The sequence below is a fragment of the Arhodomonas sp. KWT2 genome, assembly GCF_041949875.1.
GTDB classification, from domain to species: Bacteria; Pseudomonadota; Gammaproteobacteria; order Nitrococcales; family Nitrococcaceae; genus Arhodomonas; species Arhodomonas aquaeolei.
In genome coordinates, this window is the sequence record NZ_JBHFPQ010000038.1 from 109,258 (window position 1) to 122,167 (window position 12,910).

The following is a 12,910-nucleotide window of genomic DNA, read 5'->3' on the forward strand; positions in this document are numbered from 1 at the left end:
GGCGGTGCCCTTGCTGCACCGCACCCCCTATGAGACTACGCCGGCTGCAACCGTGACTGTGACTAAGTCACGAACCGCCACGTCCAGCGGACCCACCACGCCGATCCCGCCGCGAGCGACAATTTGGGACCCCTACCTGTCCCGACCACGCACGATACACGCTGCCTTGCCCTTCCCATGATCGGGATGGCCCCACCCGCGGCGTCAAGCCTGTCGACCAGACGGTGCCCGCGTTCATAACCGGGCAGGGCCGCCAGCCGGAGGTCCCTGCCGGGCGATTACGGCCTCCCGGGTCATCCTGTAAACCGGGACGCACCGGAGCGCCCGCATCGTGAATCCGGGTCCCACAGCGCGGCGGGCGGTGACGACGCGGGCAGGCCTGCGCTACCGTTCCGCGCACAGAACGCACCGCAAGGGAGACCCGCCGCCGTGTCTGATACCAGTCCGTCCACCGCCGCCGGGGTCCGCAGCATCGAGCACACGAACATCCCCATGCCGGACGGCACCCGGCTCGCCGCCCGCATCTGGCTGCCGGCGGACGCCGGCGACGTGCCGGTACCGGCGGTCCTGGAGTACATCCCGTACCGCAAGCGCGACATCACCCGCGACCGCGATGAGACCCTGCACCCCTGGTTCGCCGCGAACGGTTACGCGGCGGTCCGGGTGGACCTGCGCGGCAGCGGCGACTCCGAAGGGGTGCTCACCGACGAATACCTGCCCATCGAGCAGGACGACGGCATCGCGGTGATCGAATGGCTTGCCAGCCAGCCCTGGTGCGACGGCAGCGTCGGCATGATCGGCATCTCCTGGGGCGGCTTCAACGGCCTGCAGATCGCCGCCCGTCAGCCGCCGGCACTCAAGGCGGTGGTGACCGTGTGTTCCACCGACGACCGCTACGCCGACGACGTCCACTACATGGGCGGCTGCCTCCTTGGCGACAACCTCTCCTGGGCCTCGGTGATGTTCGCGTTCAACGCCCTGCCACCGGACCCGGCACTGGTGGGCGACGACTGGCGCCGCATGTGGATGGAACGGCTGGAGGGCAGCGGCCTGTGGCTCGACACCTGGCTGCGCCATCCCCACCGGGACGACTACTGGCGCCACGGCTCGGTCTGCGAGGACTACACCGACGTGCGTTGCCCGGTCATGGCGGTCAGCGGCTGGGCGGACGGCTACACCAACACGGTATTCCGTCTACTGGAGAACCTGCCCGGACCGCGCCTCGGGCTGGTGGGGCCGTGGAGCCACAAGTATCCCCACGAGGGCGTACCGGGTCCGGCGATCGGCTTCCAGCAGGAGGTCCTGCGCTTCTGGGACCGCTGGCTGAAGGGCCGGGATACCGGCATCGACGCCGAGCCCATGCTGCGGGCCTGGGTCCAGGACAGCACCGCACCCGCGGCCCAGTACGAGCATCGTCCCGGTCGCTGGGTGAGCGAGCGGCAATGGCCGTCACCGGACATCACGGCCACACCGTACTACCTGAATCCCGGGCGCGACCTCGCTCGGACCGCAGTGCCGTCACCGGGCAGCGAGACCGTGCAATCCCCTCTCAGCGTGGGCCTGTTCGCCGGCAAGTGGTGCTCCTATGCCGCCGGCCCGGACCTGCCTTACGACCAGCGCGAGGAGGACGGCGGGGCCCTGGTGTTCGACACGGCGCCGCTGGAGGCCCCCCTGGAGCTGCTCGGTGCGCCGGAGCTGGAACTCGCCTTCTCCGTGGACCGGCCGGTGGCGATGGTCGCCGTGCGTCTCTCCGACGTCGCACCGGACGACAAGGCGACACGCACCACCTACGGCCTGCTGAACCTTACCCACCGCGACAGCCACGCCGAGCCGGAGCCGCTGACACCGGGGCGGCGTTACCGGGTCCGCGTCCCGCTCAACAACGTGGGCCACGCCTTCGCCACCGGCCACCGCGTGCGGCTGGCGATCTCCACCTCCTACTGGCCGCTGGCCTGGCCGTCCCCGGAACCCGTCCGGCTCACCGTGGACCTTGGGGACACGCGCCTGTGGCTGCCGGTGCGCAGCGCCCAGACGAACGCGCCGGCGGTACGCCTGCCTGCACCGGACTACCCGGCCCCGTCGCCGGTAACACGGCTGCACGAGGCGGAGTACCGCTGGCTGGTGCACCGCGACCTTGAAGGGGACTACGCGACCCTGGAGGTGATCAAGGACGAAGGCACCGTGCGCATCGAGGACGCCGACATCGAGCTGACCGACGAGACCCGGGAGTACTACCGCTACGCGGGCGACGACTTCAGCTCGCCCAGCGGCGAAGTGGTCACCCGCCAGCGCCTGCGCCGCGAGGGCTGGGATATCGAGACCCGCGCCCGCACCCTGCTCACCGCGGACGGCGGGCACTTCCACGTGCACGCCGAGCTGGACGCCTACGAGAACGGCCAGCGCGTGTTCTCGCGCAACTGGAACCGCCGCATCCGCCGCCAGCTGCTGTGACCGGTGCGGCCCCTCAGGGCCGCTCGTCCACCTCGCGGTCACGCTGGCGCTCGACCACGGCGGCGAGGTCTTCGAGCACCTCCCCGAGCAGGCCGACAACGTCGTCCACAGCGATGATCCCGGCGAGATCGCCGGCCTCGTCCACCACCGGCACCCGCCGCACGCCGCGCCCGCGCATCACCTCCAGCGCGTCGAAGAGGCTGTCGCCCTCGTGCACGAAGAACGCGGAGTGGGTAACGATGTCACGCACCGCGAGCGCCTGGGGGTCGAGCCCCGGTGCCAGGACCTCGACCACCAGGTCCCGGTCGGTGACGATCGCCGCCGGCGGCCGGCCGGGTTCGAGCACGACGAGATCGCCCACGTGGTGACGCCGCATGAGCTCCGCCGCGGCACGCACTGACTCGTCGGCATCGATAGTGATCACGTTGCGGTTGCAGTACTCGCCCACCGTCATGCCTCACTCCTCCCTGAGAACATTCCCAGGATGACCGCTCCGGAACCATACTGTTCGGCAGGGCGCGCGCCGAGGGTGTTACGCCCACCGCTCAGGCAATAGCACACCACAAAGACAATGCCCAGCATCCGGGGAGGACGCCCGCCATGTTCAGGGATCGCACCGACGCCGCAGAACAGCTCGCCACACGACTCGGCCATCTCACCGGAACCCGCCCGCTGATCCTCGGCATCCCGCGGGGCGGTGTCCCCATGGCCGCGGCCGTGGCCGACGCACTGGACGGCGAGCTGGACGTGGTGCTCGTGCACAAGCTCGGCGCCCCCGGCAACCCGGAGTACGCCATCGGTGCGGTGAGCGAGGACGGCACCACGGACCTGTCCGAGGACGCACGCCGCCACCTCGGCGCCGATTACGTGGATGCCGAGGTCTCCGCCCAGCTCGACACCCTGCGCGGGCGCCGCCGGCGCTATACCCCTGTGCGCCCGCCGGTGGATCCGGCGGAACGCACCGTGGTGATCGTCGACGACGGCAGCGCCACCGGCGCCACGATGGCGGCCGCCCTGCGCGCGGTCCGGCGGCGGAAACCGGCGCGGCTGGTCGCCGCGCTCGCCGTCGCGCCGCCGGAGGCGGTCGAGACCCTGGATGCGCTGGCGGACGAGGTCGTCTGTCTCGCCACACCCGGCGACTTCATGGCCGTGGGCCAGTACTTCCGCGATTTCGGCCAGGTCAGCGACGACGCCGTGATCCGCTGCCTGGCGGGCCGCGCCGGCCCGCCGTGCACCGGCGGAGCGGACTGAGAACGGCGCTCAGGCGATGCTGTCCACCACACCGCCATCCACGCGCAGCGCCGCCCCGGTGGTCGCGGAGGACAGCGGCGAGGCCACGTAAACGACCATATTCGCGACTTCCTCGACCGTCGCCGCACGCCGGATGATCGAACTCGGGCGCTCACGACGCACGAACGAGGCCGCGGTTTCCTCCAGGGACTCCCCCGCCTGCTGCGCGTCCGCAAGCATCGCGCCCACGCCCTCGGAGAGGGTCGGCCCGGGCAGCACGGCGTTGACGGTGACACCGGTACCGGCCATGCGCTTGGCAAGCCCGCGGGAGAGCGACAGATCCGCCGTCTTGGTGACGCCGTAGTGGATCATGTCCGCGGGGATATTGAGCGCGGACTCGGAGGAGAGGAAGATCACACGCCCCCAGCCCCGCTCGGCCATGCCGGGGAGATAGGCCCGGGAGAGGCGCACGCCGGAGAGCACGTTCACCGCGAGAAAGTGCTCCCAGACGGCATCATCGGTCTCGAAGAAGTCCTGCGGGCCGAAGATGCCCACGTTGTTGACCAGGATGTCCGCCGACGGGGCCTCGGCGACCAGGGCGTCGCAGCCCTCCGCAGTGCCGAGGTCGGCGGCCACACCGCGCACCTCGGCACCCGGGACCTCGTCGCGCAGGCGGGCGACGGCCGCGTCGACGGATTCGCTGCGCCGCCCGTTGACCACTACCGAGGCCCCGGCGCCCGCTAGGCCGCGGGCGGTGGCGAACCCGATACCCGCGGTCGAGCCGGTGACGACGGCAATGCGGCCGGTAAGATCGATCTGCATGGCATTACTCCCGGTTGCTGAAAGGCGACCGCGACCCCGGCCAGGGCGGCACGGGGTCATCAGTTTGCAACCGGACTATCGCCTTTCGGACGGCGACCGATCAAGCGGCGATGCACGCCGCACCGGTCATTCGTCGCCGGCACCCATGCGGTTCTCGTACTCCCACATGTGGTTCATGAGGCGCTGCATGCGCTCCGTGCGGTTCTCCATGTAACGCAGCCGCTCGGCATCGCTGGCATTGGGGCCCGGCCCCTGCCCCCGGCGCATCATCTCGAAGTCCTGGTCGATACGCTGGCGGTAGGTCCGCATCAGGCGCTGGCGTTCAGCGGAATCGTTCGTATTGTGAATCCGGTCGCGAAGCTGATCCAGCTCACGCAGACGGTCCTGGTCCAGGCTGCGAACCCCGCCGCCGCCCTGCCCATCGGTCATCATCTGCCGGTGACCGGAACCCCCGCCGCCACCCGCGGCCGCCACATCCGGCATGGTTAACACCGCCCAGGTCACCGTTACCGCTACCGCGGCCACACGCATACTGCTGCTGACTGTCCTCATCCCGAATTCCTCCTGAAAAATCGTCCCTGCCCCAATCCACACCGGTCAAAGGCGTTCCGCCCGCGGGGCCGTCACAGGCAGACACGCACGATCAGGAGCCGCCGCCGGAACGCCCCGCTCCGACAGCGCGCAAGGCTTCATCGCCGGAAGACCCTGACGGTACGCCGCGCTGACGCCGGGCCACCGCCCGGATCGCGCCGATATCGAGAAGCTCGCATTCCCGTCCGGTACCATCGAGCCAGCCCTGCTCGCGGAAGCGGCGGAACAGCCGGCTGACCGTCTCCGGAGCGAGTCCGAGATAGCTGCCGAGCTCAGCCTGGGACATGGCCAGACGCAGGGCGGTCGGTGACAGACCCCGGCCCGCGAAGCGCTCGGACAGGCTCATCAGACCCACGGCGAAACGCTCCTCCGCGGTACGCTTGAGCAGGGCCAGCCGCATCTCGTGCTCGGCGGCGATCTGGCGGCTCATCGCCTGAAGGAGGCGGTGCTGCAGGGCGGGCACCTCGCTGAGGAGCGGCTGCAGACGGGCGAAGGGGATGACACCGACACTCGCGGTCTCGAGCACGCAGGCGTCCGTCAGGTAGGTGCTGCCACCGATCGCATCAAGACCGACGATGTCACCGGGAAAACTGAAGCCGATGACGCGCTCCTCCCCGTCCTCGGTGACGGCGCAGGTTTTGACCGTACCCGCGCGGACCGTGTACAGCGCTGCGAACGGGGAGCCGGCGTGGTAGAGGTACTGCCCCAGGACCATCGGGCGTCCCACTTCCACGATCCGGCGGAGCGTCCTCGCCTCGGTACACTCATCCCTGCAATGGAATACGCACGGTGAGCTGCCGCACAGGGGGCAGTCCGGGCGGAATTCGACAACGGCGTCTCTGCCCTGGCGTGTATCCATACCGCGTCCCTCCCTAAACGCCAGCCCCTCGATGGCGATGCCCTGTCGGCACCCGTGCTCGATCAGGCCCCATCCCTGGTCAAGAAGACACCATCGACGCGGGGACGCTGTCCACCGGCGCGCGCCGGTGGACAGCGTTTCACGGGATTTCCCGGAAAATATAGACGCATCACGCCACAGGCAAAACGGAATAACTTCTCAGAAATTCAGATCATTGCCGGAATCGACGCGTTAGTGGACCGGTGGCCGGCATACGCCGACGAGCGTTGTATCAGCGCGCCGTCGGCGGCCACCGCATGCGCACGGCATCCGTTCCATAGCCGCGCTTCAGGGCATACGCCTGGGCACGCTGCGGGGTACAGAAACGCAACGGTGCGCCGTCCTCATGATCAAGCACGGCCCACTCGCATTCACCCTCCTGCTCCACCCAGGCCCAGAGCACGTAGCAGCCACTACCGTCCCAGGCGGGATGGATCTCGCAGCCGAAGCGCCGACGGCGCCGTGCCGCCAGAGCGGTACGGGCCGTGGGCGCCCGCCGTGGCCACGCAAACACCGCTGTCCGATCGATATCGGGCATGACTCTCTCCTCCCTGGCGATTCGGGGCTCCCGGATCCGAGCTAGCCCTGGGCCGCCGACTGTCCGCCGGTTTCCGACCTCGGTTGTCCACGGGACGCCGTGCGCCCGCCACGGGTGGCCCGTGCCGACGATTTCGACGACGCGGCCTGCGGCTCGTCCGCCCCGCTACGGGCCGAACTGCCCGCTTCGCCCCACATAGCCGGCATCGCACCGGTCAACGCATTCACGGACGCGCCCTCGAGGGCGCGGAACCACGCCGTCCAGAGGCGTTCCCGGGTGTCGATACCCTGCTCAATGAGGCCAAGCGCGGATTCCCAGAGGGCGCCGCTCGCCGGCTGCTCACGGGCCTGGGCACGCCAGGCGTGAACCATCGCACGCTCGAGCCCGATGGTCCGTTCCACCGCGTTGTGGGCCACGGCGACGCCCTCACGGTAGGCGCGCTCCGGACCGTCCGCCCCGTAACCGAGGCAGGCGGCGCTGCGCATCGCGCCCTCCGAGATATCGCGCCCGACATCCAGCATTTCGTGGTTGAACGTGTTCAGAGATCGTAGTGATGATGTCGTCATCGTCCTTTCCTCCATGCAGTCCTCGCCCCAGGGGCGACACGACGATCAAGCCCGCCCTCAGCGCACCTCGATACGCCGGCGGCGGGCTTCCTTCACCTTGGGCAGCGTGATCTCGAGGATGCCGTCCGCGAAGCGGGCATCCGCCTTGTCCGCGTCGACCTTGGCCGGCAGGGACACCGTGCGACTGAACGCCCCGCGGGCGATCTCGCTGCGGAAATAGGCCCCTTCTTCCGCGCGCTTCTCGCTCGCCGTTGCCCCCCGGATGGTGACCGTGGCGTCCGTCACCGAGACGTCGAGGTCCCTGCGCTGCACCCCCGGCAGCTCGGCGCGCAGCAGCACGTCGCTGTCGCGCTCGAGCAGGTCCACCCGCGGGATCCGGCCCTCGCCGCCCCCTGCGATGCGCTCCCACAGCGGATGTTCCCAGCGGAACGGGCGCATCCACCCGCGCTCGAACACCGTGTCCATGAACCGGTCGACATCGTCGAAAACACCCATCGTGCGACCCGTCGGCGCCGGCGTCTGCTCCGCCGGCACCGCCTTCGGCGCGTCCGCCTTCATCTCCTTGGCCATCTCGTATTCCTCCCGGAATCACCCAACATCACGCCCCCGGAGATCCGACTCCGGCGCGCCCCGGTTATCCACCGGCACGCACTGGGAATCACGTTATGCCCGGCCCTGGTGCGCCGGGGATGACGACGGTCAATTACGGTGCCTGCGGCCGCGAAACGCCGATGAACGGAGACCGCGCCGCCGCCGGCCCCCATACGGCGCAGCGCCCGCCACAACCGGCCCGGTGGTGTCGAACCGCCGGCGGCCTGTCTCCGAACAGCGACAGCCACCGAGCTGATCCAGCTCAAGAGGCGGCCGTCCCGGCCCGGTAGAATCCGAAATGGACTAAACAAGGACCCCGACGTGCCGATAAGACCGGGGCAAAGGGACGAGGGGGCAGAAAGGACGGGGCATGCGACGTATATCCATCAAGCTGAAGATCCTGCCGGCGATTGCCGGCGTATTCCTGCTCGCGATGGCGCTGGTGACGGTCTACTCGGCACACCGCCAGCGCGCCCGGGTGCTCGACAACGCCGTGGCACAGGCCGACACCCTGATCTCCAGCCACCTGGACAGCCTCAATGCACTGATGCTGACCGGGCAGATGAAACGCCGCGGTATCCTCTTCCGTAAGCTCGAGTCCCACCAGAACGTAATCTCCGCGCGTACCCTGCGCGGCAAGCCTGTCCAGGCGCTCTACGGCCCGGGCATGGACGAGGAGCAGCCCCGGGACGCCATCGACCGTCGTGTCCTTTCCGGCGAGCGCGTCGTCTCGGTGGCGCAGGGCGAGGACGGCCGCGCCCTCACCGTGGCCGTCCCCCACCTCAACCTCACCGACTATCACGGCACCAACTGCACCGGCTGCCACGCGAACGCCGACGAGGGCGCCGTGCTCGGTGCTACACGCGTCCGTTTCTCAATGGCCGGCATGGACACAGCGGTCTGGCGGGACATCACCACCACGGTGGGCATCAACCTCGCCATTTTCCTCGCCGGACTGGCGGTGCTAAGCGCCGTTATCGGCCGGGTGGTGATCCGGCCGCTACGGGCCCTGCGCGACACCACCGAGGCCGTCGCCTCCGAGGAGGACCTGCGTCCACGCATCGACGTGCGCGGCAACGACGAGTTCCGCAGCGTGGCCGATGCGGTCAACCGGCTGCTGGAGCACTTCCAGTCCACCGTGCGCAGCCTGGCCGGAGAAACGGAGCGCCTGCGCGACGCCGCCTCCACGCTCACCGAACAGACCCAGCGCACCCGCGAGGGCGCGAACACGGAGGCCGAGCGGATCGAGAGCCTGAATCAGGCGATGACCGAGGTACGCGAGGCCGCACGGGAAGTCGCCGACAACGCCGACGAGGCCAGTCGCGCCGCCGACGACGCGCGGGATCAGGCCAACAACGGCCACGCCCGCGTCGATGAGGTCTCCCGGGCGATCAGCCGGCTCGCCGACGGGGTCGCCGAGGCCGGCCGGATGGTGGAGTCGCTGGCGCAGGGCACGGAGAGCGCCAAGGAGGTCCTCGGGGTGATCGACAACATCGCCGAGCGCACCAACCTGCTCGCCCTCAACGCCGCCATCGAGGCGGCCCGCGCCGGCGAGCAGGGTCGCGGCTTCGCCGTGGTCGCCGAGGAAGTGCGCTCTCTCGCCGCCCGCACGCAGGAGGCCACCGGCGACGTGGCCGAGACCATCGAGAAGCTCGTCGCCTCCTCCCGCGAGGCTGCACAGGCGATGGCACGCAGCCGTGACGACGCGGGGACCACGGTCAGTGCAGTCGACACGGCCGGCGAGGCCCTTCGCGCCATCAACGAGGCCGTGGACGCGATTACCGGGATCAACCACCGTATCGCCGATGCCGCGGGCCGCCAGAATGAGACGGTCACGGTGGCCGACGGCCACACCCGGGACATCGCCGAGGTCAGCGAGGAGACGGTGACCGGGGCGCAGCGTACGGAACAGGCCGGCGGACAGGTGGCGCAGAGCGCCGAGGCACTGGAGCGGGTGGTCACACGCTTCCGCACCTGAAGGCGGCGGACGGCACGGCGGCACTACATCTCCCAGCGGCTCGGCGGGACGTGGCGCAGGTGAATACGGTGCGCGAGCCGGAGCGTCGGGCGCAGCATGAACTGCGCACTGCCGATAATGAACAGCCACACACCGACCGGCTCCCAGTCCGGGTAAAGGAAAAGGATACTGCCCACCAGGAACCAGCCGGCGACGAGGAAGTCGTTGAAGATGCTGGCCGCCTCGTAGCGCCGGCGGATCACCAGCTGCTCGGGGCCGAGGGTGAGGGTCATGGCGCTCGGATCGTCACCGTCGCCATAGCCGATGTGTCGTGCATGGGCCATGGGGCGCTCCTCTCTGCCGGGTGGGTACCGTGGCAGTCTCCCCCATCACCCGGCAACGCGCAAAGCCCCGCCCCTCGGCGGTGTTGTCCCGGCATACAACGCACGGCGCGGGCGCTCAGTCACCGATATCCCGGGCCGCCTCGTCGATGGCCGCACGGACCCGCTCGCCGTCGCCCACACGGTGGGCAAGCGCCAGGGAGAGCTTGGCCAGGAACAGCGATGTCTGCCGTTCCGGCAACCTATCCAACGTCTCCGCGATCCGCTCGTAGGCCGCCTCCAGCTCCGGGAACGGCAGGTGCTCTTCAGTATGCGACGCCATCAGGACATCCCTCCGGTAGCGGTGGCCAGGGCACGGTACAGGGCGGCCGTGTCGAGGTCGCGCCAACGCGCGGCGACGTGCCGGTCCGGGCGCACGAGATAGCAGCTCCCGGCCCGCGCGCCGTAGGCAGCGGCGATACCGCGGTCGGGATCCGGAACCGGCGTCCACGGTGCGTGTTCGTCGACCCGCGCGCCCACGACGAGGCAGTGCAGCGGCATCGCCCCGCCGGCGAGTGCCTCCAGTGACTCCCGGTGTGCCGGCTCGACGTCCCCCGCGTCGCTGAAGTACAGCAGGTTGAAGCCCGGGCCGAGGTGATCCAGGAGGTAGTCGTCCTCACCGAGCCGGCGGTTCACCAGCGGTGCCCCCGGCGCAGGCCCCGCCGCGAACCCCGGCACCGTGTCCGGCGTGGTCAATGGGCTGTCGGCGTAGGTGTAGGGTGTGACCTGGCGGGGGTTGGCGAACCCGCCGGCATAGTCGCAGCTCAGCGAGAGCGACAGCGCTGCATCGCGCATGAGCCGATAGCCCCGCGTCGGCGGGGTCATGAAGCGGGTGCTGCGCCCGGCGTTGGCGAAGACGTCCAGCGTCGCGCCGCGGCGCTCCGGGGTATAGCTCGCCAGCAGACTATCTCCACCCCAGCCCCGGATCCGCCAGGCGAGCTTCCAGCCCGCGTCCATGGCGTCGGCAAAGCCGTTGTTGAGACCGCGCACGCCGAATATCGGCACCAGGTGGGCGGCATCACCGATGAACATCACCCGGCCGTGGCGGTAATCATCCAGGGCCAGGGTGTAGGCCTTGTAAAGGCTCCACCACTCCAGCTCCCAGTCGTCGGCCTCGCCAAGCATCTCCACGACGGCACCCACGTTTCGCCGGATGCTCGCCTCCTTCAGCGCCTCGTCGGGGTCGTCATCGGGACCGAGCTGGTAGTCGATACGCCAGATGTCGTCCGGCTGACGGTGGACCAGCAGGGTCGAGTCCGGCAGCGCCGGCGGGTTGAAGAACGCCCGGCGTTCCGTGGGGAAGTCCGAGCGCATGCGTATGTCGGCGATGACATAGCGCCCCTCGTAGGCCTCGCCCTGGAGGCCGAGCCCTAACGCCCGCCGTACCCCGCTGCGCGCCCCGTCGGCAGCCAGGACGTAGTCGGCGTCCAGGCGATACCATCCCTCCGGCGTGTCCACGGACAGGCTCACGCCGTCGTCGCCGGCATCCACGTCACGCACCCGGCTGCGCCAGCGCAGCGCTACCAGCCCGGTCTCCTGTGCACGCTCGATGAGGAAGCGCTCGATGTACTGCTGCTGGATGTTGTACATCGGCATGAACCGCTCCTGCTCGGAGTGCGCCATTTCCAGACGGAACACCTCCCGCTCGCCGAAGTAGGTGCGCCCGTAACGCCAGCCCAGCGCCTTGTCGGTGAAGCGCCCGGCGACACCGAGCTGCTGGAGGATCTCCAGGCTGTGACGGGAGATGCAGATGGCCCGGGAGCCATCGTTGACGGTGTCCTTGTCGTCGAGCACCACGCTCGCCACCCCGTGGCGTGCCAGCTCCAGGGCGGCGGTCACACCCACCGGCCCGGCGCCGACGATGGCCACGGTGTGTCGCCGGTGGGTGCCGTCCAACTCCGGTGGACGCTCGAAGGCATAGTATGGATAGTCGAAATACAGCGAGTCGTACTCGCCGCGTCCGGCAGGCCGCATGGCTCTCCTCCCCTGGCTTGCGGTGACCGGGACGGTCGTTTACCAACCTTTCAGGACGTATCGTGTCCATGCTAGAGGAGAGAGGGACTTCAGCCTGTCCCGTGAAATGCAGGACATCCCGTTATGGCGACGCTAACCGATAGAGACGACCGCATGGGCGCGACGGCGTTCCGGGCCGCCGGAGCATGCGTGGACGCCATCGGTCGCCCGGACTTCGAGGACGCCCTGCTCGCGCTGCTGAGGCGCCAGACCGGCATTGAGCAGTGCATGCTCTTCGCCTACGGACACGGCGACCGCATGGGCTGCCTGCTCGCCGCAAACCCGCGCAAGCCGGCGCTCGCCCAGAGGCTTGCCCGGCGCTACGTCGGCGGCGGGTTCCGCAACGACCCGAACTACCCACGGCTGCGCCAGCTGCTGACGCGCCCCACTGACGATGCCGCGCCGGAGGCGATGCGGACGACGGCGATGCCCGACGCCTATCGCGACGAGTTCTTTGCCCGACCCGCGCTGGTGGACAAGGTCTCGCTGCGAGTGCCCGGCGAGGGCGTGGCCTACTACCTCAACCTCTATCGCGGCCGCGGCGAAGGGGCCTTCACCGGCGACGAGGTCCACGAGATCTCGGCGCTCGCCCCCCTGCTGGCAAGCCTGATGCGCCGCCACTACAGCGACGGCCCACCGACGGAGGGCCCCGGCACGGCGGAGAGCCGGCTGCTGGAGACGCTCTCCACGCGCGAGCGCGAGCTGTGTACGCTGTTGCTACGCGGCCACACGCTCAAGAGCGCGGCGGCAGCGGCCGGGATGAACCCGGGCACCGCCGAGACCTACCGGCGCCGGGCCTATCACAAGCTCGGCGTGCACTCGCGCGCCGAACTCGCCCGGCGCTGCCACCCGCATCCGCCCGCCGGCTGAACC

14 protein-coding genes are annotated in these 12,910 nt (G+C 69.6%); 4 read left to right on the top strand and 10 right to left on the bottom strand.

Translation table 11 applies throughout. The features are described from left to right. Nucleotides 1–492 precede the first annotated feature (492 nt). Nucleotides 493–2,451 carry a CocE/NonD family hydrolase gene (locus tag ACEZHJ_RS06710; RefSeq protein WP_375036364.1) on the top strand — a complete coding sequence of 653 codons (1,959 nt, stop codon included), beginning with the start codon at nt 493–495 and terminating at the stop codon, nt 2,449–2,451. Nucleotides 2,452–2,464: 13 nt separating this feature from the next. Here the strand turns inward: ACEZHJ_RS06710 and ACEZHJ_RS06715 are convergent, their stop codons facing one another. Then, nucleotides 2,465–2,905: a CBS domain-containing protein gene (locus ACEZHJ_RS06715; RefSeq protein ID WP_163139224.1), complete on the bottom strand. Its 441-nt coding sequence runs from the start codon at nt 2,903–2,905 to the stop codon at nt 2,465–2,467. Nucleotides 2,906–3,051: 146 nt separating this feature from the next. Between ACEZHJ_RS06715 and ACEZHJ_RS06720 the strand changes: the two genes are divergently transcribed. Further along, complete coding sequence (locus ACEZHJ_RS06720) at nt 3,052–3,702, top strand: phosphoribosyltransferase (RefSeq protein ID WP_163139225.1); 651 nt, start codon at nt 3,052–3,054, stop codon at nt 3,700–3,702. 9 nt (nt 3,703–3,711) lie between these two features. On the opposite strand, the gene ACEZHJ_RS06725 is transcribed toward ACEZHJ_RS06720, so the two are convergent. From ACEZHJ_RS06725 to ACEZHJ_RS06750, 6 genes are all read right to left on the bottom strand, one after another. Then, nucleotides 3,712–4,503 (bottom strand): SDR family NAD(P)-dependent oxidoreductase, encoded by a 792-nt coding sequence (locus ACEZHJ_RS06725; RefSeq protein WP_018717154.1) that lies wholly within the window; start codon nt 4,501–4,503, stop codon nt 3,712–3,714. A gap of 126 nt (nt 4,504–4,629) precedes the next feature. Further along, nucleotides 4,630–5,055: a hypothetical protein gene (locus tag ACEZHJ_RS06730; protein WP_163139226.1), complete on the bottom strand. Its 426-nt coding sequence runs from the start codon at nt 5,053–5,055 to the stop codon at nt 4,630–4,632. 91 nt (nt 5,056–5,146) lie between these two features. Beyond that, nucleotides 5,147–5,827, bottom strand: coding sequence for a helix-turn-helix domain-containing protein (locus ACEZHJ_RS06735; RefSeq protein ID WP_163139227.1), 681 nt, complete (start codon nt 5,825–5,827; stop codon nt 5,147–5,149). 397 nt (nt 5,828–6,224) lie between these two features. Next, nucleotides 6,225–6,530 (bottom strand): hypothetical protein, encoded by a 306-nt coding sequence (locus ACEZHJ_RS06740; protein WP_163139228.1) that lies wholly within the window; start codon nt 6,528–6,530, stop codon nt 6,225–6,227. A gap of 41 nt (nt 6,531–6,571) precedes the next feature. Next, the gene (locus tag ACEZHJ_RS06745) at nt 6,572–7,096 is read right to left on the bottom strand and encodes a hypothetical protein (RefSeq protein WP_163139229.1); all 525 of its coding nucleotides are present in this window, start codon (nt 7,094–7,096) and stop codon (nt 6,572–6,574) included. 57 nt (nt 7,097–7,153) lie between these two features. After that, on the bottom strand, nt 7,154–7,666 hold the full coding sequence (locus tag ACEZHJ_RS06750; protein ID WP_163139230.1) for an Hsp20/alpha crystallin family protein: 513 nt from the start codon (nt 7,664–7,666) through the stop codon (nt 7,154–7,156). 391 nt (nt 7,667–8,057) lie between these two features. Here ACEZHJ_RS06750 and ACEZHJ_RS06755 point away from each other — a divergent pair, with 391 nt between their 5' ends. After that, nucleotides 8,058–9,665, top strand: a complete 1,608-nt coding sequence (locus ACEZHJ_RS06755; protein WP_163139231.1) for a methyl-accepting chemotaxis protein — start codon at nt 8,058–8,060, stop codon at nt 9,663–9,665. Nucleotides 9,666–9,688: 23 nt separating this feature from the next. Here ACEZHJ_RS06755 and ACEZHJ_RS06760 read toward each other — a convergent pair whose 3' ends face one another. The 3 genes from ACEZHJ_RS06760 to ACEZHJ_RS06770 all read right to left on the bottom strand — a co-directional run bounded on the left by ACEZHJ_RS06760 (nt 9,689) and on the right by ACEZHJ_RS06770 (nt 11,998). Continuing rightward, nucleotides 9,689–9,988, bottom strand: a complete 300-nt coding sequence (locus ACEZHJ_RS06760) for a YrhK family protein (RefSeq protein ID WP_163139232.1) — start codon at nt 9,986–9,988, stop codon at nt 9,689–9,691. A 115-nt stretch (nt 9,989–10,103) separates the two neighbouring features. Further along, the gene (locus ACEZHJ_RS06765; RefSeq protein WP_018717162.1) at nt 10,104–10,307 is read right to left on the bottom strand and encodes a DUF2783 domain-containing protein; all 204 of its coding nucleotides are present in this window, start codon (nt 10,305–10,307) and stop codon (nt 10,104–10,106) included. After that, on the bottom strand, nt 10,307–11,998 hold the full coding sequence (locus ACEZHJ_RS06770) for an FAD-dependent monooxygenase (RefSeq protein WP_163139233.1): 1,692 nt from the start codon (nt 11,996–11,998) through the stop codon (nt 10,307–10,309). Before ACEZHJ_RS06770 ends, ACEZHJ_RS06765 begins: the two co-directional genes overlap by 1 nt. 123 nt (nt 11,999–12,121) lie before the next feature. Here ACEZHJ_RS06770 and ACEZHJ_RS06775 point away from each other — a divergent pair, with 123 nt between their 5' ends. Then, nucleotides 12,122–12,907 carry a helix-turn-helix transcriptional regulator gene (locus ACEZHJ_RS06775; RefSeq protein ID WP_259201936.1) on the top strand — a complete coding sequence of 262 codons (786 nt, stop codon included), beginning with the start codon at nt 12,122–12,124 and terminating at the stop codon, nt 12,905–12,907. Nucleotides 12,908–12,910: the final 3 nt, after the last annotated feature.